Raw genomic sequence first — 23,307 nt, forward strand, 5'->3', positions numbered from 1 at the left:
CTCCCTCTTGCAACGCATCTTTCAGGTTCAAATTTATATTGAACAAATACTCTATAATTCCTACTATTTTAATCACATTTAATTATACTCAAGCTTATAATCAACCATTTTAGTACATAATCTATATTTTCACATGGATAATTCTAAAAAATTTCATGGATATTCTTCATCAGGCAAGGAAAAAAATATTAGTAACATTCATCTAAAAACAAGCATATTTTATTAATCATATTGGTTTAGTGTATTTTATATTTTTTAAAGCTAGTAATTTATTTTTCAAATAATCAATAATATATCAAGCTACTTTAAATTATGAAATTTATATCATGACACATGCCTCAATTCCATTAGAACCAAGAGAGAAACTTGGTATAAAAGATAGTCTTGTTCGCTTTTCTGTAGTTATAGAAGATCCTGAGGATTTAATCAAAGACTTCAAACAGGCACTTTATAGATAAGGAGTGATAATAATGAATTATATTAATGATATTAGAGATTTAATTGGAAATACACCATTGCTAAAACTAAACCACATATCACCAAATAAAAATGTAAATATCTTTGCCAAGCTGGAATATTTAAATCCAGGCGGAAGTATCAAAGATAGAATAGGAATGGAAATTATAGAAACTGCTGAAAAGCAAGGTCTTTTAAAGCCTGGTTATACAATTATAGAAGCAAGTGCTGGTAATACCGGTATTGGTCTTGCTATGGCTGCTTTTGAAAAAGGATATAATTTAATAATTGTCATTCCTGAAAAATTTTCTATTGAAAAACAAATTTTAATGAAAGCTCTTGGAGCAGATCTTATAATAACGCCCTCTTCAGAAGGAATTGAGGGTGCTGTAGCAAAAGCTAATGAATTAGCAAAACAAATTCCAAACTCCTTTGTTCCAAAACAATTTGATAATCCTGCTAATGTAGTTGCAAATAGAAAGACTGGCAAAGAAATCTATGATGCATTAGATGGTAAAATTGATATTTTAGTTGCTGGCGCTGGCTCTGGTGGAACAATTGTTGGAATCGCTTCCTACCTCAAAGAAAAAAATCCTGACATAAAAATAGTTTTAAGTGATCCAATCGGTTCTATATTAGGTGGTGGTGAAGAAGGCACTTACAAGGTTGAGGGTATCGGAAATCACTTCATTCCTAGTATTTTTGATAGAAATTATATAGATGAAGTTGAAAAGATACCTGATGATGAATCCATGTATTTTGTACGTCTTTTATCACAAAAAGAAGGTATTTTAGCTGGTTCATCTTCTGGTGCTGCTGTGGCTGGTGCTATACGACAGGCATACAAAACAAAAGAAAAAAGTAACATTGTTGTTATTTTGCCAGATAGAAGTGATAGATATTTCAGTCAAAACTTATATGATTTTTCCATAAAGTTATCTGATTTTCGCTTTAATGCTCTATTTGATGATTGGGCAGATAGTTATGATGAAACTGTTTATACTAAAAACGGTGAGTATGAGGAGGTTTTTAAAAATTATACAGAAATATTGGATGAAACTGTTAGGCATATTTCAAAATCTAAAGCTGCTAAAATCCTTGATATTGGTGCAGGTACTGGAAATTTAACCTTAGCTGCTTCAAAGGCTGGTTATAATGTTGTAGGCATTGAGCCAAATGTTAAGATGCGTACTATTGCTTTAAAAAAAGCTCCATCACTCTCCTTCTTGCCAGGAACATTTTTATCCTTGCCTATTGATGATAATAGTATTGATGCTATTATTAGCAGTTATGCCTTTCACCACCTTACAGATTCTGAAAAGGAAGAATCAATTAAGCTACTAAAAAGTAAACTTAAGAAGAATGGGACTATAATAATAACAGATACCATGTATGATTCCACTGAAAGTAGAGAATTTATAATAAAAGATACCTATAACAAGAATTTCCTAGCACTAGCACATGATCTAGAAACAGAATTTTATTCAACTTGTAAATTTTTAAATAAATTATTTGAAGCTGAAGGTTTCACTGTAGACTTCAAACAAATGAATAAATTTGTTTGGATATTAACTGCTAAATTAATTTAAATTGAAACATTCATATACTAAAAACTTCCCCACTAATTCATATGAAAAAAAGAGACTGTGAAAAAAAGTCTGTAAAATAATAGACCAAATATGCAAGCATACTGGCCTATTATTTTTTTCATCTCTATTATACTTGTCTTTTCTCTTACTTATTTTTAATAATAATAGTTATACCTTAAAATTATTAACCATACTAACTAGCTCATTCGTACTTACATTAACTTCCTTAATTAATTCAACAACATTTCCTGAACTTTCAGATATAGTATTCATATTTTCTGCAATATTATTTGTTCCAATAGCCAATTCATTATTTGAATCAGTTATTTGCTTTACAGCATCACCAACCCTAAACATAGAATCCATTATATGATTAGATTTGTTGCTAAATTCTGTTGTCATATCATAAATCATAGCTGCATCTTCACTATACTGCTCTCCTGTTTTAACAATCATTTCATAATCACTTACTACATCCTCATTGATAAATTTAATCATATCTTGAGAAGTAGAAACTAAGTTGTCTACTATTTCCATAACTATATTACTAACATTACTTATTTCTGATACAGTATTTTTAGAATCTTCTGCAAGATTTCCAATTTCTTCTGCTACTACTGAAAACCCTTTGCCTGCTTCACCTGCTCTTTGAGCCTCTATTGATGCATTTAATGCTAATAAATTCGTTTGAGATGAAATTTCTAAAATAGCTTCTGATAAAACCTTTATCTTTTCAACTTCTTTAGCTTTTTCAATAGCTTCTAATAATTTACTTTGAGTTTGTGAATTAATTCTTTTAGCATTTTCCATAGAAAGAACAGCTTTATTTTTAAGCTCATTAGCCCTCTCATTGATCAACTTAGAATTCTCAGCTTCACTTTTTGCCTTTTCTGCAATTCCTTTCATATCTAAGTTAATTAAAGACGTAGTACTGCTCATTTCCTCTGTTGACGCTGCTGTCTCCTCCATACCACTTGATAATTCTTCTGTTGTAGCATAAACATTTTCGATTAATCCAGATAACTTACCCATATTTTCATTAGCTTTTTCAACTTTATTTTCAACACTTCTTGATTCATTAATAACTACGTGGATAATCTGCCTAAAAGAATCCTGCATTAAATTAAAACTTTTTGCCATTTCACCAATCTCATCATTGCTATGAAAATCTATCCTTTGGGTTAAATCTCCGCCATTATTAGACATTTCATTAAGTTTCGAAAGCATAGTAGTTATTGGTGTAACAATATGTTTAGAGATATATCTCCAAGTCATAACTAATATTATTATTAAAGCTACGATGGATATTCCTATTAAAATCACTGTATTTCTTATATCATTCTCAATACTATTTATAGATATCTCGATATTTTTTGCTGCTTCTTCGTTAAATTTATCAACTTCATCATTAATCTTTTCTGCAGTAGAATCAAATTCCTCCATAGATAAATTTCCTTTTTCAGGTCCACCGTCTATGTAAGCTTGAGCCATTTTCTTTCCTGTTTCATAATAGGGTTTGAAACTTTTTTGTATATTATCTAATTCACTTGCACTTTCTGGATTTTTTTCTTTAAGCTCACCTAAGACACTTTCTAAATCCTTAGCATATTTTTCTGCTTCATCAAAACCATCATCAAAGCCTTTTGCGCCTCTTGTTGCACTAATATCGGTTAGAAATTGCTGAACCTGTACAACATCCAATTTTAGCTGATCAGCTTTAGTACTTGTATAGAAGTATTTACTATTCATTTCCCGTACTTTTTTTAGATTATTACTTGTTGAATTAAATTGTATTGCCATAAACACCAAAAAAAACAAACTAAGTGTTATTAATGGTAACAATACTTTTAGCTTTATCCCTTTTATCATGCAAATCATCCCCTCCTGTAATCTTATCCAAAGAAAACTAATTTTAATACAAAAAATTAGCAAAAATTATACTCTTATCTATATTTTATAACTTTCGCTAAAATATTTCATCTATTATTTTTATTGGTTTTATCTAAATTTTTTAATAGTTTATTCCTCCTGTTACATCTATATATTCAATATCAGAGCAAATTGGATACTCTAATTTAAACTACTTTTATTCAAAATTTAAAGAAAAATTTGAAATGCTGCCAATGGAGCATAGAAAAAAATCTATCAAAATTATTTTTTAATTTTGATAGATTTTTTCTACATTTTTGGTATGATTTTTATATATTTAAATCTTCACCATTGGTTTCTATAACTTTTTTCATCCATGTATAACTATCTTTTAAATAACGTTTTCTGCTACCTTTTCCGTAATCATCAATGTCAACATATATAAAGCCATATCGTTTACTCATTTCACTCGAGGAGCAGCTAACTATATCAATTGGTCCCCATGCATAATATCCACGTAAATCAACTCCATCCTTAATTGCTTCTTTCATTTGTTCAATATGTGCTTTAAAGAATTCAATTCGGTATGGATCATGAATTGAGCCATCTGCTTCTAAAACATCATGATATCCAACACCATTTTCTGTAATATAAATTGGACATTGGTAACGATCATAAAATAAATTTAAAAATGTGCGAAGTCCGATTGGATCAATACTCCACCCCCATGGGTTGGCAGATAATTCAGGATTCCTGTAAGTACCTTGCTTTTCTTTAACACTTTCAGCATCACAAATACGAGTATAGTAATAAGAGAAAGACATAAAATCAGCAGTATTTTTTAGAGCTTCTTCATCATCTTCACCAAATTCTATATGAATATTGTTATCATCAAAATATCTAAATGCATAACCAGGGTAGTAGCCGCGTAATAAAACATCTGAGAAGAAATATTCCATTTGATTTATTCTTAATGTAGCAAATACATCTTCAGGCTTGCAGGTTGCAGCATAAGCAGGACCGCCACATAGCATCATGCCTATTTGATAATTTGGATCTACTTCATGCGCATATTTTGTTGCTAGAGCGCATGCTACCATTTCATTGTGAACACCTTGATATTTAGCACTTAGCATATCATCTACCATATCTTCTGCTATTCCTAAATGATTGAAGGACTCGTGAATAATAAGATTAATTTGATTAACTATAATCCAATACTTAACTTTGCCTTTAAATCGGTCAAAAAGAGCTTTACAGTAATTTACAAAGAATCCAATGGTCTCTCTTGAATACCAGCCTTTATAAGCAGTTGTTAAGTTTAATGGCATTTCATAATGAGATATTGTAATCATTGGCTCCATACCATTTTTAATAATTTCATCTATAAGATTATCATAAAACTTTAATCCTGCCTCATTTGGTGTACTCTCATCACCATTTGGGTATATTCGTGCCCAGTTTATTGATGTACGAAAGGTTTTTAACCCAAGTTCTGCCAATAATTTCAAATCTTCTTTATAAGTATGATAAAAGTCTATACCCCATCTTTTAGGAAATATTTTCTTGGTGCTATTTACAGCTTCTTTTATATATGTAGAAGTTACTTCACCATTATATTTTTTATCTAATGCTATATCGTCATGAAATTCGTTAATATCAGCAATGCATAAACCTTTTCCATCTAAATCATATGCACCTTCTAATTGATTCGCTGCAACAGCGCCGCCCCATAAAAAATCTTTTGGAAAACCACTTGGTACTCTGTTCATAATATTGTTCCTCCTTTTTAAAAAGTGTCTCCAAGCGTTAATTCTTGAAGACACGTTATTATTATTTTTCTAATGCAGCAATTCTTTTTTCATAGCTTTCAAAGATTTTAATCATTTGTTTTGCAATAATGATTTCACTATTAATTGTCATTAATGTATCTTGTGCATGGGTAAATAATATTGAATAGCTGCTAGTTTCTCCTGCACTTTCTCCTTGAATAGCATCAGTTTGTACTTTATGTGCAGCACTAATTTTTACTTGAGCTTCTTTAAGCTTTTCATTTGCAAGCTTAAAGTCATAAGCAGCGATTGCATCTAAAGCTTCTTTGCACTTTACACGAGCATCACCTGCATTTAAAATTATTTCCATAGCTGCTTGTAATTTATTATCATCCATATGTGTTTTCTCCTCTTGCATTTATTATTATTTATTGTGCTCTAATTAGCAGCTTCTTGTTCATTTAATGCTTTTATTTCTTGTGCTTCATAAGCTTTAAAGAATGGATACCATATAGTAGCCGAAATAACAACATTTACAACTAGTAATAGGATACCGCTAATTGAACCGGTTGTAATCCATGTTGAAATTGGGAATGGACAATACCACATTTCAAATTGTAAGGTTGGAATTGGTGCAAATGGAATTACTTTAGTAAATATATAAGTTACTATAGGAAGTACAATTCCTTGAATCCACATTGGAATCATTAAATATGGATTCCAAGCTATAGTTCCAAATACTACTGGTTCATTTATATTGAAAATACTCGGTACAAGACAAGCTTTTCCTAATGCACTTAATTTCTTTGCTTTAGAACGTATTAACATTACTACTAGAGGTAAGGTACATCCTATACCGCCAACCCATAGGTATGCTGAATAAATTGTACTGCTTGTAGCTAAATTTAAGTTAGCAGCAGTAGCTGTCCCAGCTTGAGCCATTGCAATGTTAGCAGTTATAGCTGCTAAAAATACTGGTGAAGTTACTGGTGTTAATACCCAACTTGAAATCCCCATAGAATATAGGAAACAATAAATAAACATTACTAGAATAAATCCAAATGGTGATTGAATAAATGTAGATAATGGCATAAAGATTGAAAGTACAGCATTATATAAATCAACTTTCATAATTAATACAACAATCCAGCCTGTACATATAATAATTGCTATAGGCAACATTGCGTCAAACCATGATCTTACAAAATCAGGAATTACAGAATCTTCTTTAAAGAAAGAAAATTTTCCAAATAGGCTCATGACATATCCAGTAAAAATTCCGCAGAATATTGCTATAAACATTCCACCTGCACCTAAAGAAGTGTGTCCAAAACCTATTACCTTATCAAATTCAACTTGAGGAGTAACTACTATTAGAAACAATATCAAGCTGCTCATACCAGCAATAAGACGTTGTTTACGTAGACGTTTCTTTTCCATCAAGTTGAATGGAATTAAGAAAGCAACAAATAGAGAGATTTTTCCCATCGTCCATCCAAATGGTGTCCAAAAGCTAGGTAAATTTGGAAAATAGTCGTTTAAGATAGCTAACAAGCAAAATACTGAACCTAAGAAAATGAATGGAAGTGTCTGCATTATAGAATCTTTTATTGAAACAACCCACACATTATTATTAATTTTATTCATCTTTGGTGAAAAGCTATTTTGAAGCCAGTTAATCAAATTATTCATGATTTTTATCCTCCTTTGTTTATTAAATATTAAATTTCTGATAATAGATGATCTAAAGCTTTGTTACCATCAAGTGTAGAATAATATTCTGGTTTCATTAAAATTGCTTTTACTTGGGTCCCATCTAAAATTTCATCAATTTCGTCAAGTAAATAAGCCAAATGTGGTCCAATCATTAGTGCATCAATTTCATCTACATAATTATCAATTTCAGCCTCACTTCTTGCAGTTATAGTGATGTCTATTTCTTTTTCTTTTGCTGACTTTCTCATATTTGCAGCCATAAATCCGCTGCTTGCACCAGAACCGCAAACTAATAAAACATTTAATTTTTTCATATTATAATTCCCCTTTCGAAGTTCAATTGATAACGTTTAAGGTTAGCTTATGTCTATATTATTGCCTAAAATAGAAAGCCTTTCAACTAAATAAATACACCCTAAAGGTGCAGGTATTTATTGCCTATCTATGGTGCAAATAATTATTTGACTGTTTTAAGTTTTAACTATAAAATGTAGTATATTTAAAGCTAATAAAATAAATTAAGATAGAGGGATTGTATGGTTAATTCAAAATCATTGAAATTATTAAGTTATTTACAAAATCAAGACGATTGGACAACAGCTTTACAATTATCATTAAAATTGAATGTTTCTTTGAGGAGTGTAAAGAATTATATTTCAGAAATAAAAAAAGCCAATAATAACTTAATTATTTCATCAAGAAATGGATATAAAGTAAATAAGCCTGAAGTTCAAAGGTTTTTAAAAATGTCAGATTCTTTGATTCCTCAAACCCCTGAAGAACGAATCGATTATATTATTATAAAGCTAATTAATAATACTGAGAGAATCATTGACATATATGATCTTAGTCAAGAAATTTATATCAGTGAAGCTACATTAAAAGGAGATTTAAATAAGGTTAAGAAAAAATGTTATAAATTTGATTTAACTTTATATATTAAGGGGAATAATATTTCTTTAGATGGATTAGAAAAGAATAAACGAAAAATTATGAACTCAATTTTATATGAAAAGCTTAATGAAAATCCATTAGATATTAATACAATACAAGCTGCCTTTGTGGACTATGACATTGAAGAAATTGAATCAATAATTGTAAATGCATTTAAGAAATATCATTATTTTATTAATGGATATTCTCTAATGAATTTAGTTTTACATATTACTATTACTATTGATAGAATTAAAAATAATAACATTTATGATTATACAGAAGCAAGTAAAGAATTATTAATTAAAAACCATGAATATGGAATAGCGCAAGAGATAGTAAAAAAACTTCAAGATGCTTTTGAAATTAATTATAATGAAAATGAAATTTATGAATTAACCTTGTTAATTATCAGTAATGCAACTAATGTGGATTATAAAGATGTTAATAAAATTAATTTGGAACAATTTGTTGGAAAAGAATGCATGAATATAGTAAACGATTTAATCAAAGAAATTAACACTCAATATTATATTGATTTTAATGAACCCGAATTTTTAGTACGCTTTGCTCTACATATAAAAAATCTACTTACTCGAATTAAAAGTAGAAACTTTAGTAAAAATCCCTTAACTGACTCTATTAAAAGTAATTGTCCATTAATTTATGATTGTGCTGTTACTATTTCATACAAAATTAAAAATTACACAAATTGTGAAATTAATGAAGATGAAATTGCTTATATAGCTTTGCATATTGGCGCTAATTTAGTTAATCAAAAAAATATGCATACTAAAATTACTTGTGCAATTCTTTTTCCTAAGCATTATGATTTAGATATAAAATTGGCAGAAAGCATAGCTTCAGCTTTTGGTGATTCTCTATTAGTTAAAAATATCGTTACAAAGGAAAAAGAATTAGAAGATCTACAAGTTGATTTTGTTATTTCTACAATTAAATTTGTTAATTTTAAATCCTTCCCCTTTATTATTGTAAATACCTTTTTGACAGAAAAAGATCGCAAACTTATAGCTAACAAAATTGAGGAAGTAAAGAAAAATAAACAAAAATCAGAATTTTTAGAGAATTTACATTCAATTTTTAATGAATCCTTATTTTTTAAAGATAAATATTTTGAAAATGAAAATCAAGCAATTGAATTTATGTGTGATGAAATGCAGAAAAAAGGCTATATAAAGCCTGATTTTAAACAAGAAGTATTTGAACGTGAAGCTATGTCCTCTACAGCCTTTAATGGTATAGCCATCCCACATTCTATGCATATGAATGCCATAAAAACAGGTATGTTTACACTTGTAAATAAAAAACCTTTAAACTGGGGAAATCAGCAAGTAAGCATTATTTTTTTATTAACTATAAATAAAAGCGAAAGAAAGGTATTTAACGATATGTTTGATGCATTAACAAACATTTTATCTGATGAAATTAATTTAGATAAATTGATTCGATGTAATTCATTTGAAGAATTTATAAATATGTTAGTTGAATGTATATAAAAGGCAAAAAATTATTGGTTATTTAACAAATATAATCATATAAATAAACCTCTCATTTAATATACTTTTACAAAGTAATTAGATGAGAGGTCTTAACACACTCTATTAAGCCAAGAAAAGAAGCTTTCTGCTGGTATTAGCAAATGTTTCCATGATATAGCTGAACTAAAATTTCACTTTAAACAGGCTGTTACAGCGCTTATCTTAAATCATAATTAATGTGTCTATTTACTTAGTAACTTATCATCAATTATTAATCTATACGTTTGGAAGAAGCCATTTTCCATGTTACTTTTCATAAGTACTCCAACATCATCAATAGACATTTCAGGAGCACTTTCAAGCCACCATCTAATAGTAGTCATACAATTAGATGCAAAAAGATAAGAATATAGCTTGGCATAGCTATTCTTTGATTTATTAAAGGTACTATCTGTATAAATAATATTAAGTATATTTTCTTGAAGAACATTAAGCATTTCAATGAAAATATCTTTTTCTATATTAGCATTCCACAAAATTTTGTACGCTTTGCTATTATCACTGAAAAACTTCAATATATTTTTAAAATAATCATGATATATCGAATCATAAATCTCATTATTAGAAGCCTTAATAAAATCAGCATTTATATTTCTCACAAAATTATCGAGAACTTCTTTAATATAAGTATCAATTAAATCAAATTTATCTACATAATACTTATAGAAAGTTGAACGATTAATTTGAGCATGCTCTGTTATTTTTTCTACCGTAATCTTTTTTATTGGGTATTTATTCATACATTCGAGCAATGCATTATATATGCTTTGTTTTGTTTTAATCACTCTTAAATCTTTTTCACTCATATTTATACTCCTTGCTTTTTAATATTTAAACACATTCAAAAAAGTTAATAAACATTTTATATAAAGAATGTTGCTTAAGCAATAATTCACAATAACTTTGATGATTGTTAAAAAAAACAGCTATGCTATCATAATAATATAAAACGTTATCATAAACAATAAAGGAGTTATTTAACAAAGGAGAGTGTAATTTATATGAGTAATTTTCCAAACTTATTTAATCCAATAAAGGTGCGTAACTATACTTATAAGAATAGAATTATAAATGCCCCTACCTTATTTGCACATTCTGTGCTATTTCTCCCTGAAATAAAGGAGAATGTCTATAGAATGGTTGAAAATAGAGCAAAAGGGGGTTCAGCAGCTGTATCAACTGGAGAAATTTCAGTTAATGCTGAAGAAGCTTCATGCTTATTTTTAGAACGTCCAGTAGATTTTAATAAATATGAAGGATCAGATTTTGAAGACATTAAAGAATTTGCTACAAGAATTAAGAAACATGGTACTATTGCATATTTAGAATTCTGTCATGAAGGTTCACGATCTGAAGCAAGGCCACCTTATCAGCCTTGGGGACCTGATGGATATGTAAGGGAAGATGGTGTTGAAGTTAAAGAAATGAACCTTTCAATGATGAAGAAAGTATGTGATGATTTTGCTCGAATTTCACGTTTTGCTAAAGCCTGCGGTTTTGATGGTGTATTAGTTCATGGTGGACATGGTTTCAATATGCAGCAATTCCTTTCTCCATGGACAAATCACCGTACTGATAAATTTGGCGGCAGTATGGAAAATCGTGCTCGTTTTCCAATGATGATTCTTGATGCTGTTCGTGAAGCCATTGGTGAGGAAATGATAATAGAGCTTAGGATAAGTGCAGAAGATGGTGTTGATGGCGGTCTTACAATAGATGATACAGTTGAATTTTGTAAACTAATTGATGGAAAGGTTGATATAATCCATGTATCAAATGGCTTAAAATGGGCCGGTAATCAAACCAATACCTTCTCAGATTTCTTTAATGAACATGGTGTTAATGTTGAGCATGCAGCAAAAATAAAAAGAGCTGTAAAGAAATCATTAGTAGCTGTAATTGGTGGTATTAATAGTCCTGAACTAGCTGAAGAAATCATTTCATCAGGTAAGGCAGATTTTATTGAGCTTGGCCGACAGGGCTTTGCAGATCCTGAATTTGCTAATAAAGCAAAAAATGGTGAAGCTCACAAAATAAGAAGATGTGTAAGATGCTTCCAATGCTATCCAGGGTTCTGTGAACATAAGACAGATATTCCACTATGGGAAAAGCTACCTAAGGAAGAAGCTTTCAAAATTTATTCACCAGCATCTATGGGAAGATGTGCTATTAATCCTAATTCAGGTTTTGGACATTATCCAGATCGTATGCCTGTTCCAAAGGAAAGCAAGAATGTATTAATCATAGGTGGAGGGGTAGGAGGCCTTCAGGCTGCATTGACAGCTAAAGAAAGAGGACATAAAGTAACCCTTATTGAAAAGACTAACAAATTAGGTGGAATTATTAATTTTACAGATAAAGATGAAGACAAAGTTGATTTAAGGAATTTCAAAAATCTACTAAATTAGAGAAGTTGAAAATGATGCTGATATTAAAGTTATTATGAATACAGTTGCAGATGAAGAGCTTATAAATAATATAAATCCAGATGCAGTAATTATTGCAGTTGGAGCTCATCCGCTTGTACCCAAAATTCCTGGAATTGAAACTGCTATGAATGCTCTTGAAGCATATGATTCTATAAATAGAATTGGCAAAAAAGTTGTACTTGTAGGTGGTGGTCTTGTTGGTTGTGAAGTAGGACTTCATCTTGCAAATGAAGGTAGCGATGTCACTGTTGTTGAGATGAATACAATGATGGCTTATGAAACTTTTGGATATTATAGAAATGCGCTATTAGATGAAATGGATAAAAGATCTATTAAACAGGTTCTTGGAGCCAAATGCCTTGAATTTAAGAAAAATGGTATTCTTGTTTCAAAAGATGGACAAGAATCATTTATTGAAGCCGATACTGTAATTTTTTCTATGGGAATGAAATCAAATCTTGAAGTAGTTGAAAGTCTAAAGGAAGCTTGCAAAGAAAGAAATGTATATGTTATAGGCGATAGTAAAAAGCCAGGTAAGGTTGGAGATTCAGTTAGAGATGGATATATGACTGCAATGTCAATAATATAATTCATTTTAGTGTTCATAAAAATCCATAAAAAACTAGGTGAATTTAGTTTCATATATAAATCTAAATTTAGTAAAAAGAGGATGCTAAATCAGCAGCCTCTTTTCACATTATAAACTTATTATATTTTCTTTAAACACAAGCTCCATGTGACCCTAAAAAATCCATATTATTATCATCAACTTATTTTTTTCTAATCTAAGTCTTTTCCATTACTATCTTTAAAAATTAAAGGTTAGAATTTAATTTGTTGTGCATTATACATACACAGTAAGTATTTCCTTGTCATTTTCAATAATAACTTCCTTTTTATATTCTTTATTTCGATTAAAATTAAATACAAGTAGAAAACCTTTATTCATATGATTAATATCTAAATAATCACTAAGCTGCTCTACTCCCCTTTTATGATATTTTTCTCCTCTCCATACTTTAAGTTCAATTATATACTTAAAACTATTATAAGTTATAACTATATCTAATCTCTTTTCTTCTGAGATCTGAACTTCTTTAAAATCAAATCCCACACCATTAATTATAGGTTTAATAAATGCAAGAAATAGAAGTCTCCCTTCCCTTTCTATGAATGAAGCATCTATATGACTATATTGTTCTCTAATAAATTGCTGAAACTTAAGTAATATCTTCTCAATACACAGACCACCATCATTCGCTATAAATTTATCTTTAAAATTGTATTTACTCATATCTTTATAGGTTGTTCTTGATTTTGAAAGCATATAATTGTAGATTATTTCTTCAAATATTTTATTACTTATTTCAACTCCATTAATCCCTTGTTTAAAAATGCCATAAGTTAAACCTAAATTGATTAATGGATCAAGAACATTAAATAATATTATTTCTCCATTTATTAAAAGCCTTTTTACTAAGTCATATAATTCTTCATTGTTTTCAAGATTTTTAACTATGCTTTCAAATAATGTATTAACTTCTCCTATTATAAGCTTAACAGCTTTATCAATATCATCTACATTCCAATTTTTTTTATTGTAAGGATAAATTTTCTCATCTAAAGTTTTACATATTTTACTTACGAGAAATGGATATCCAGATGTGAAAAAATAAATTCTATCTGATAACTTAGCTACATTCATTGTTAAATCATTGCACTTTGCATATTCAACAAGCATTGTGCCTATTTCTTCCTTTGAAAAACTCATATCTATATCAAAATCAGAAGCAATATTCCACGGACTATTGTATTTCTGTTCTTCATCTGGTCTTATCTTTACTTTTAAAGTCTTAACATCATGTACCCCAGCTAAAATTACACTATAAAATGTATAATCCTTCCCTACATTTCTTAATAGATATTTATTTCTAAGCATTCCTAGAAAACTTAAAAACAATTGGTTATTACTACTTTTATCTACTTCATCTATCATTAATACTACTTTTTTATTTATCTTTTTTATGAGTTTTGTTATAAAGCTTGATAAGTCATCTAAATTTTCAACTATTTCTTTTCCTCTATCTATAAATTCTGCTATTTCTAAATTTTCTAATTCAACGGTTCTTTGCAATATTTTCAAAAATCCTTTTGAAAATTTAGTTTCATCTTCAAATATTAAGTCGCCTATACCTTCAAAACTTATAGAAATGACTGAATACTCTTCATTTTGAGTTAAAGTTTTTTCAAGCATGAATAATGCTGTTGTCTTCCCATACTGTCTTGGTCTGTTTATTATGAAGTACTTTCCTTTTTCTATAAGTTTTATAACCTTTTCTAATTTATTAGAGGTATCTACTATATAATGGATTTCAGGTACGCACGTTCCTGTTACATTAAATTCCTTTTCCATATTGCTCAATCACCATCCTCTAGTATTATTCTATCATATATGTACTTCGTTTAAACACTATATTATGTCAATACTTTAAAAATAGCAAAAGCAGTAGTTTAATTTTAATAAACATTCTTATTTTGAAATGTTATATGTTTATTCTGGTAACTTAAAACAAGATATAATGGGAAATAACATGAATTTAGAAGAATGGAATGTCCCAATCAATATAGGCGTAAAGTTTCAGATAAAACTAATTAATGTAGCATAGAAAAGGGCTGTCACTGAACAGCCCCCCTTTGAATTTTTATATAACTTTAAAAATATCTTTAAATTGTTTTAGTATTATTTTTTAGGTATAATATTCAATTCCGTATTAATAACAGTTAATAGTTCTTTTGGTATATTAAATCTTGATCTCTTGGACATACTATCAATAGTCATCAATCCCATCATCACTTTAAACTGCTGACTTTCAGCTATATCTCCAAAATATTTAATAAATACAGCTTTTGCTTCTTCGTCTTTATAAAGTTCTTCAATGGTATCAAAGGTTGAATAATATCCCTCTTTAATTGCTACCTCTTGAACATTTGATAAATCAAACTTTTGGAACCAGTTAGTAACATGGGTTTGTTCTTCTGGCTTTTTAAGTACATAGCTTTCATCTGCTTCCTTAACATGCTTTAAAAGCATTTCATCAGTATAAGTATTTCCTGCTTCATCAAAAGCTTCTGCCTTAATTTTATTTTCCCCTAAAGCAAGTTTAACTGCCTCAAATTTTTTCATTGGTTCACTGCTATTAATTTCACTTACAAATTCATCATTAACATAAAGTTTAATATGCTTAATATTTGAAAGCACCACTATGTCATTCATTTCTTCATGTCTGTTTACAAATCTTTCGCCAGCCAACTTAACAAAGCTTTCCTTTGACCAATAAGCCTTGCATAAATAGAAGGAATCTTTTTTAAGCTTTCTATCTATAGTCACTAAGCCCTTTTGATTTCTTCCCTTTTCTCCGCCTTCATTTCTTATTTCACTTCCGAAATCGAACATAGCCCATACATAACCACCTAAAACAAAAGGTCTTTCATTAAAAGTTTTAAGGGCATTATTTTGGAACAGCAACTGATATTCTTCTGTATAATCTTTTACTGTTGGGTTATAAGAATGAAGCTTTGGATTAGTATCAACTCCATATTCAGTAACCATTACTGGTACATTTGGTCTTGCTTTATGAAAATCATCTAATCTTGTTCCTAAATCCTGCATTTCCTTGTAGTACCAGCCATAATATAGGTTATAACCTACAAAATCAGTCAACTCATTTAATGCACTTTCATTAGCTACAGAATGAATATTGGCCTGTGCAATAAATCTGCTTGAGCCTAACTCTTTAGCCATAACTGCAAGCTCTTTTACCATTTCATATATTTGTTTATTTTCTATTGCTATAGTAATTTCATTTTGAACTCCCCAGCAATAAATTGAACTATGATTATAGGCTTGCTTTATTAATCTTTCTAATTGCTCTTTTGCATTAGTATTTTCTTTATCTGAAGTCGTTGGAATACTGATAAATGGAATTTCTGCCCAAACTAGTATTCCTTCACGGTCACAAAGGCTATAAAAATAATCATTGTGTTGATAATGTGAAAGCCTTATTGTATTAGCTCCTATTTCTTTAATAATAGACATATCTAAATCCATATGTTCTTTAGTTAAAGCATTACCTATACCTGCAAAATCTTGATGACGGCTTACACCATTAAACTTAAGGGCTTTACCATTTAAGAAAACACCTTTATCTGGAGTAATTTCAACTGTTCTAAAGCCAATATCTATGCTTCGTTTATCACAGATTTCTCCTTCAGAGTATAATTCAGCTTCAAATTTATAAAGGTAAGGATTTTCTATCCCTTGCCATAACTCAGGATTATTTATTTCTTCTATTAATTCAAATCCTGCTTCCTTTAAAACTTCAACCTCAGTTGTTTTATTAAATACTATTTTTTCTTCTTTATTTAATAATTTAAATTCAACTTTAGAAGCTTTAGCTTCAGTTAATTCATTTATAATTCTTCCATTTATCTTTAATTCAAACTTATCTTCGCCAATACTTTTTTGAGTTAAATATATGCCGTCCCTACTATTGTCCAATAAGTCAAAGTGAAGATCTTCAGCAACTATAAGTTTTACTTCGCGATATATTCCTCCATAAAATGAAAAATCAGCCATAAGAGGATAAACATCATCATGACGGCTATTATCCACAATAATTGAAATAAGGTTTTCTCCACATTTCAAAAAAGAAGTAAGCTGAGTCCTAAACATAGAAAATCCACATTTACTTTCTCCTGCCAATTTTCCATTAACATATACTTTAGCTACAAGACTTGCTGCCCCTATTTCTAAAAATATAAACTTCTTTAATTCTTCCTCTGTTATATTTAATTTTCTTTGATAACAGACTTCTCCTTTGAACATACCCTCTCCACTTTGTCCATCCACAGCATTAAAACAATGTGGTAAGCTTACATTTTCACCTTTATCTATTTCTTTTTCTATACAAATCTCACTATTTTCTTTTGTAAATAACCATTTATCATTCAAATCTATTGTCTTCAAAATCTTCTCCTCCTTATGAATAATAATTCAACCACCACTAAGAAAGTGGTGGTCAAAAATTAAATTTATTTATACATATAGATATCCCAATTAATTATCAAACTTATAAATGGAACATAAATGCATCATTGAGAAATTATAATCGTAACACTACACTAGAAATCAGATACATTTTTCTGGAAGCAGGCATGTGAAATTGAGCTGTTGAAGGTTGTTAATGGGGGCTTGTTTCATTTCAGCTTGTCCGATTTATCAATCGGAACACGCTGAAATGACTACAAGCCGCCATTTAGAACCTTCCAGCGAAAATTTCACTAGTCCTGTGGAAGATAAATGTATTGGATTTCGGTAATTTACCACATAAGTTTAATTCTCGCGCTGGATATCTATATTTTATTTTAAGCTTATATTATTGCTTTTCTGTATTTTGTTCTAATTCATAAGCTTCTCTATCTGCTTTTCTAAAGAATGGATACCATACTAAGGTTGATAAAGCTACAAGTACAACTTGTAATGCAGCTATCTTCCAGCTTCCTTCTACAAAACCAGTAATTACTATTGGTATTCCACTCATACCAGATATTCCTGCAACTCTTGGAACTATTCCTACTACTGTTAGAAAATAAGCTATAGTTAAGTTAATTGCATTCATAAATACGAATGGAACTACAAACTTAAAGTTAAATACTAAAGGTGTACCAAAAACTAATGGTTCGCTAATTCCAAATAGAGCTGGTATTGTTGTTAGCTTTCCTAAAGTTTTATATTGTTTACTCCTAGCTGCAAATAACATAAGTAGTGTAAATCCAATAGCACTTGCAGACATTGTATAGGTACTTACAAATGCACGGCCTGTTATGTTAGGAAGAGCTTCTCCTGCTGAGTATGCTGCTAATTGTGCAGCATCCATTGCTGTAAATATTGGAAGCACAACTGAATAAATAACCAATGTTCCATGAATACCAAAGAACCATAATACTTGAGCAAATGTCCATAAAATTATTATTGATACAATATTTCCACCAACCCCTTGTAGTGGAGTTTGAACAAAGTTATATATAAATTGGTGCATAGTTTTAAATGGTGTTGCAGCAAAAAGAGCTGCTACAATTATAAATATAATAATAGATGCAAAACCAGGTATCAAACTGCTAAAACTACTTGATACAACAGGTGGTACAGTTGAAGGCATCTTAATAGTGATCCCTTTTTGCTTAATATAGATGTATACTCTAGTTGATACTATAGCAATAATCATAGCTGAGAATATACCAGGTGCCCCTAACCAGTACATAGAGAGTGTAGTACCTGCTTTCTCTGTAGTAAACGGCGTTACTATGAAAAAGCAAACCAAAGCTAATAGCGATGGAACTGTACCATCTTCTTTATACTGTTTCGCATAACTGCTTGCTATAGTTACTGCAAAAACTACAGCTAAAAAGTTTGTTGAAAACATGATAGCTACATTTAAGGCATATGCAATTCCTGTTGCTGCTATAAAACCTTTCCATGCTGGTATTGGTACATTTAAAAACAATGCAGCAAAGGCACCAAAAAGTGTAATAGGCATTGCAACCATCATTCCCCCTGAAATACCATTAGCTAATTTACTCTTTTGAATCTTATTTAATATTGGGGATATTTTCTTAGATATAGCTTTTGCATCAAAATTTGACATAATAATTCCTCCTCAATAATTTATCCAATTTAATTTTCATTAGTTTTGCAATTCACTAAAATATTAATCCTAATTTTCTAGATTAATCTAATAATGCAAGTGCATCCTTTAAAACCTTTTCTCCATTAAGAGTTCCATAATCCATCATATCTATAACTGCTACTTTAATTCCCTTTGGTTCATATTGTTCCTTCATTTCATCTGCCATATATTCAATTTGAGGCCCTAAAAGTAAAACTTCTGTTGGTTCTTCATATTCCTCAAATTTTGATTCTGACATAGCAACAATCTTTGCTTCTATTCCTTGTTTCTTTGCACTTTCTTGCATCCTGCCCATTAATATACTTGTTGACATACCTGCTGCACAAACTAAAGTTATATATCTCATTTTTATTCCTCCTAAAATTTAACTTTTTATTTTAATATAAAAATTCTAATTAAGATTGTACCTTCAATTCAAGAAATCCTGAAGGGACTTCGTCATCAATTGATCCTTGATGCCCTAAAAGGGTACCCTGTGGGGAATTGAATATTGACAATTGCAATATAAATATAATAACTACTTTCTAAACTCTTCATACATAGAAACCATTTCTTTTGCTAAATCTCTTACTGTCATAGCATTCATTAAATGATCTTGAGCATGCACCATAAGTAAACTTATTTCTACTTTTTCTCCAGCTGCTTCTTTTTGAATTAAGCTAGTTTGAAAATTATGAGCGTTATTTAAGGCTTCATTAGCTTCCTTTATTTTTTCCTTTGCAAACTCAAAATCACCTTTTTTTGCTGCTTTAATAGCTTCCATAGATTTACTTCTCGCATGTCCGCCATTAACTACTAATTCCATAACTACTTGATCCATTGATAATGTATCCATTTCTTCACCTTCTATTTTAATTATTTGATTTGCATCTCAATAATATATATAGCAATCTTCATGCCAACTTAAAGAATTAATAAAATTTTTTTATTAATTTCTTCAAGCCCTGTATTTCAGCCTTTTTAGCTTAATATAAAAAAGGTTTCCAAAAAGTATTTATGTGCTTTACTTTTTGAAAACCTTTTGAAGCACATTATCAATGTGCTTTATTTTTTCTACTTTTCATTGTAAATAGATTCATAAGATAACATATTTCATCATCTGTAATATAAATTGTGTACTTAGTATTTATTCTTGAACATTCAGTTTTTATTATTCTATATAATTCTGAATTTTCTTTTATGCATGAATCCATGTTGTTATATGCAGCTACACCTTGGTCACCACATAATCTATCTATCATTACTGCCATATGAAGCGTTATTCCTATAACTGCATTTGAGGTTAATTTTATATTTAGCAGCTTAGTAACGGTTGTAGTGAACCTTTTTATATCACTAAGAACTGCTTTACCTTCAATGTTCTTTAATTGATGTTCTAATGTTTCTTCCATCCTTGCATAAACTTTTTCTCTATTTATTAAATCCTGTATATTTTCTATGCAATTGCCCTCAATGATATCTTCCAAATTATATTGTATATAATCACTTTCAAGTTCAAAAGGGCTAACTAAACAAATTATTTCATATTTATTTGATAATTTATCTAATCTACTGTATATGCTTTCCTTTCCTATAAAATTAACAGGAACGATTTCTAAAAAATCATTTTCAAACTTTAGATTTCTTTCTAGTAATGCCTTCATAGCTTTAGCACTGCCTTCACCAGTGGTACATACCGTTATGATTGCTAACTTTCTTTCTTCAGGTGCTTCTGGAATATAATCTAATACATTGTTATCATATAAATTATTTACCTCCAAGGTATCTCTATATATTTCATCTAAAGTATATCCAATCATAGCTTTTCTAGTAGCTTCAATGCAATGTAAAGTGCTTACCAAGGGAATTGTCCTTGTTTTTATTTTAAATTCTACTTCTATTTCTTTACCAAAGGTAACCAAGGAACCCATATCAACTAAGAATAAAACATCTGAGGTAATTTTATTTTCCCTAATGTAATCCTTAGTTCTTTCTAATATAACTTGTGGTTTTTCCTCTATTGGGGCATTTATTCCTTTAGTATATTGTGTTCCTAAAAGTCCATTTACTGCATTAGCCATGCAAGTAGCTGTTCCTTCCCCATGGGCAATTATTATTACCTTTACATTATCTCGTTTATTTTTTATTTTTCCGCTATTGTAAATTAAAAACATAGTTAAAAATCCAGCTTCATCAATAGGAACTTCCCTGTCTATAGCTTCTTCTATTAGCTTTAAAGCTTCTAGGGCAATATTGAATTCTTTACTATATTCTTTTCTTATCTTATTTAACTTTGGATTTTCAATTTTTTTATTTCTTTTAATTCTATCTATAGAATTGCTTATATGAACTGCTAAGCCATAGTATATCTGCTTATCAAGCTCTCTTTTTAATTCTGTTTCACAATAGTTCACAACTTTTTTTATTACACTCATAATATATGGTTCAATGATGTTTTCAAAATTTGCAGTATCCGCCTTATTATGAAACTTAATCATGTAATTTTTAAAATACTCTTCTATGTCACTTTCCATTTCTTCTTCAAATTGTTTACCTTCAATTCCCTTTGCTTTAAGTTCCCTGGTTTTTGCCTCTAACATTTCATAAATATTTTGATTTTGTTCTTTTTCTTCAAAAATCATTTGCTTTTCATTTTTGTCAAAAACACAATATCTATTATTTATATCAATTAATTTGTTCCATAATTGTCTATGCTCAACTTCTTTATATAACCCTTCTCTTATATAAGGCTGCAATTCTAGACTACTAATCCTTATATCTTCTTTTCTATTAGAAAGAAATTCTGCATAAGCTTTAGCACAAGTAAGCTGTATATCAGATTTTAACTGTCCTATATTATTAGGGCAATCATAAGATAAAAAGGCTTTTAAGGAATTTACTGATACCTTAATACTCTTTCCTAAGCGGCCAGATTCTTCAATCATAAATTGCTTTATAAGATTAAATCTTTCTTCCATTCCTCTATTTCGTAAGGCTGGTATATTTATTACCATTGGAATCCTTCTTGTAAAGGTTTGAAGTAAATTCATGTTTGGATCTTCAGTTGTGGCAGTTATTATAAGTACTTTTGCACTTCTTTCACTATCAGTTTCTCCAAGTCTTCTATATACACCTCTATCCATAAAGGTAAAAAACATTTCTTGTCCCTCTGCTGGTAGTCTATGAACTTCATCTAAAAACAAAATCCCCCCATCAGCTTTTTCTAAAAGACCTTGCTTATCAGAATCAGCACCTGTATATGCACCCTTTTTTACTCCAAATAATTGTCCAAGTAATAACTGAGGATTGTTTGCATAATCTGCGCAGTTAAAGGTTATAAAGGGACTTTCTTTAGGCATTACCTTCATTTCAATTGCATACTTGTATATAATACCTGCAAAAGTAGATTTACCAACACCAGTTTCTCCAAGAAGCAATAAATTCATACCATTAGGTGGATATAATATAGCTGCTTTAGCTTGTTCTATTGCTGTATATAGGCTTGGGTTTGCCTCTGAAAATTTATTTATTACCGATACTTCTGATTCAGCCTTTTCTTCATCAGCAGCTATAAATAAAGTTGGCTTTCCTTTTAACTTGATAGCCCTGCCTTCACTTACTAATTTATTTAAATCAGTACTTACATTTCCTCTAATAAGCTTTAAAGTTTCTGCAATTTCCATTGCAGAGCATCCCTCAGGATTTGTACTCGTTTTCTCTTTAAGCTTCATAAGAATTAATTCGATTCTCTTCATAAATCAATTCCCTTTCTTAACTTCATCTTTATTATGAATATTAGAACATATTCTTTTCTAATGAAAATTTAGTTATTCAACCACTATTATATAATCTTATACTTCCAATTCCAATACTTTTAATTGGTATTTGAGTATATATATACAAAAAAAATAAGTAGCTGAACCACAAGGGACTTCAATTTCTAAAACAATTTGAGTATGTATATATAAAAATATAAGCTGTTCATATATATAAATTCTAATTAAAATTATACATTGCAATTAAAGAAATCCCAAAGGGAAAAGTGAATTAGTTCTTGGTTGCAGGAAAATTTTGTATTATGGAATAGCCATCTACTTTTCTACTCAATTGTAAACTGTTAACTGCTAACTGAAATAATTAAGATCCGTTGTTGCAGCATAGCTGCTCTTTTTATAGGTGTATAAGTTCCGTATTGTGGCATAGCCACTCTTTTTATAGGTGCGTATTGTGGCATAGCCACTCTTTTTATAGGTGCGTAT

The 23,307-nt window shown here is 29.7% G+C and carries 18 protein-coding genes and 1 pseudogene; 7 read left to right on the forward strand and 12 right to left on the reverse strand.

Translation table 11 applies throughout. The features are described from left to right. Window positions 1–326: 326 nt before the first annotated feature. The 3 genes and pseudogenes from L3B98_RS13820 to L3B98_RS29120 all read left to right on the forward strand — a co-directional run bounded on the left by L3B98_RS13820 (window position 327) and on the right by L3B98_RS29120 (window position 2,045). Complete coding sequence (locus tag L3B98_RS13820; protein ID WP_238917135.1) at window positions 327–458, forward strand: PLP-dependent transferase; 132 nt, start codon at window positions 327–329, stop codon at window positions 456–458. Window positions 459–470: 12 nt separating this feature from the next. Next, a pseudogene (gene cysK / locus L3B98_RS29115) lies at window positions 471–1,376 on the forward strand (cysteine synthase A); the annotation flags it as partial. A 129-nt stretch (window positions 1,377–1,505) separates the two neighbouring features. After that, window positions 1,506–2,045, forward strand: coding sequence for a class I SAM-dependent methyltransferase (locus tag L3B98_RS29120; RefSeq protein ID WP_238917150.1), 540 nt, complete (start codon window positions 1,506–1,508; stop codon window positions 2,043–2,045). A 168-nt stretch (window positions 2,046–2,213) separates the two neighbouring features. On the opposite strand, the gene L3B98_RS13835 is transcribed toward L3B98_RS29120, so the two are convergent. The 5 genes from L3B98_RS13835 to L3B98_RS13855 form a co-directional block, all read right to left on the reverse strand. Beyond that, complete coding sequence (locus L3B98_RS13835; RefSeq protein ID WP_238917136.1) at window positions 2,214–3,914, reverse strand: methyl-accepting chemotaxis protein; 1,701 nt, start codon at window positions 3,912–3,914, stop codon at window positions 2,214–2,216. 329 nt (window positions 3,915–4,243) lie between these two features. Next, window positions 4,244–5,686, reverse strand: a complete 1,443-nt coding sequence (locus tag L3B98_RS13840; RefSeq protein ID WP_015391854.1) for a glycoside hydrolase family 1 protein — start codon at window positions 5,684–5,686, stop codon at window positions 4,244–4,246. A gap of 61 nt (window positions 5,687–5,747) precedes the next feature. Beyond that, window positions 5,748–6,083 (reverse strand): PTS lactose/cellobiose transporter subunit IIA, encoded by a 336-nt coding sequence (locus tag L3B98_RS13845; protein ID WP_238917137.1) that lies wholly within the window; start codon window positions 6,081–6,083, stop codon window positions 5,748–5,750. A 41-nt stretch (window positions 6,084–6,124) separates the two neighbouring features. Continuing rightward, window positions 6,125–7,378 carry a PTS transporter subunit EIIC gene (locus tag L3B98_RS13850; protein ID WP_238917138.1) on the reverse strand — a complete coding sequence of 418 codons (1,254 nt, stop codon included), beginning with the start codon at window positions 7,376–7,378 and terminating at the stop codon, window positions 6,125–6,127. Between the two features lie 29 nt (window positions 7,379–7,407). Continuing rightward, on the reverse strand, window positions 7,408–7,716 hold the full coding sequence (locus tag L3B98_RS13855; protein WP_238917139.1) for a PTS sugar transporter subunit IIB: 309 nt from the start codon (window positions 7,714–7,716) through the stop codon (window positions 7,408–7,410). Between the two features lie 222 nt (window positions 7,717–7,938). On the opposite strand from L3B98_RS13855, the gene L3B98_RS13860 reads away from it, so the two are divergent. After that, window positions 7,939–9,852, forward strand: coding sequence for a BglG family transcription antiterminator (locus L3B98_RS13860; protein WP_238917140.1), 1,914 nt, complete (start codon window positions 7,939–7,941; stop codon window positions 9,850–9,852). Between the two features lie 224 nt (window positions 9,853–10,076). Here the strand turns inward: L3B98_RS13860 and L3B98_RS13865 are convergent, their stop codons facing one another. Further along, a complete protein-coding gene (locus tag L3B98_RS13865; RefSeq protein ID WP_238917141.1) occupies window positions 10,077–10,700 on the reverse strand; it encodes a TetR/AcrR family transcriptional regulator C-terminal domain-containing protein in 624 nt (207 codons plus the stop codon). Window positions 10,701–10,895: 195 nt separating this feature from the next. On the opposite strand from L3B98_RS13865, the gene L3B98_RS13870 reads away from it, so the two are divergent. Next, complete coding sequence (locus L3B98_RS13870; RefSeq protein WP_238917142.1) at window positions 10,896–12,302, forward strand: FAD-dependent oxidoreductase; 1,407 nt, start codon at window positions 10,896–10,898, stop codon at window positions 12,300–12,302. 34 nt (window positions 12,303–12,336) lie between these two features. Then, on the forward strand, window positions 12,337–12,912 hold the full coding sequence (locus L3B98_RS13875; RefSeq protein ID WP_238917143.1) for an FAD-dependent oxidoreductase: 576 nt from the start codon (window positions 12,337–12,339) through the stop codon (window positions 12,910–12,912). A gap of 255 nt (window positions 12,913–13,167) precedes the next feature. Here L3B98_RS13875 and L3B98_RS13880 read toward each other — a convergent pair whose 3' ends face one another. After that, on the reverse strand, window positions 13,168–14,736 hold the full coding sequence (locus L3B98_RS13880) for an AAA-like domain-containing protein (protein WP_238917144.1): 1,569 nt from the start codon (window positions 14,734–14,736) through the stop codon (window positions 13,168–13,170). Between the two features lie 127 nt (window positions 14,737–14,863). Between L3B98_RS13880 and L3B98_RS28950 the strand changes: the two genes are divergently transcribed. Continuing rightward, the gene (locus tag L3B98_RS28950; protein ID WP_275298421.1) at window positions 14,864–14,989 is read left to right on the forward strand and encodes a hypothetical protein; all 126 of its coding nucleotides are present in this window, start codon (window positions 14,864–14,866) and stop codon (window positions 14,987–14,989) included. A 74-nt stretch (window positions 14,990–15,063) separates the two neighbouring features. On the opposite strand, the gene L3B98_RS13885 is transcribed toward L3B98_RS28950, so the two are convergent. From L3B98_RS13885 to L3B98_RS13905, 5 genes are all read right to left on the reverse strand, one after another. Then, window positions 15,064–17,349, reverse strand: a complete 2,286-nt coding sequence (locus L3B98_RS13885; RefSeq protein ID WP_238917145.1) for a glycoside hydrolase family 2 TIM barrel-domain containing protein — start codon at window positions 17,347–17,349, stop codon at window positions 15,064–15,066. A 409-nt stretch (window positions 17,350–17,758) separates the two neighbouring features. Continuing rightward, a complete protein-coding gene (locus L3B98_RS13890; protein WP_238917146.1) occupies window positions 17,759–19,027 on the reverse strand; it encodes a PTS transporter subunit EIIC in 1,269 nt (422 codons plus the stop codon). 82 nt (window positions 19,028–19,109) lie between these two features. After that, complete coding sequence (locus L3B98_RS13895; RefSeq protein WP_015391831.1) at window positions 19,110–19,415, reverse strand: PTS sugar transporter subunit IIB; 306 nt, start codon at window positions 19,413–19,415, stop codon at window positions 19,110–19,112. Window positions 19,416–19,586: 171 nt separating this feature from the next. Continuing rightward, the gene (locus tag L3B98_RS13900) at window positions 19,587–19,904 is read right to left on the reverse strand and encodes a PTS lactose/cellobiose transporter subunit IIA (protein WP_015391830.1); all 318 of its coding nucleotides are present in this window, start codon (window positions 19,902–19,904) and stop codon (window positions 19,587–19,589) included. 199 nt (window positions 19,905–20,103) lie between these two features. Continuing rightward, on the reverse strand, window positions 20,104–22,803 hold the full coding sequence (locus tag L3B98_RS13905; protein ID WP_238917147.1) for a sigma-54-dependent transcriptional regulator: 2,700 nt from the start codon (window positions 22,801–22,803) through the stop codon (window positions 20,104–20,106). Window positions 22,804–23,307: the final 504 nt, after the last annotated feature.

The sequence above is a fragment of the Clostridium sp. YIM B02555 genome, assembly GCF_022320955.1.
Lineage (GTDB): Bacteria > Bacillota > Clostridia > Clostridiales > Clostridiaceae > Clostridium > Clostridium saccharoperbutylacetonicum.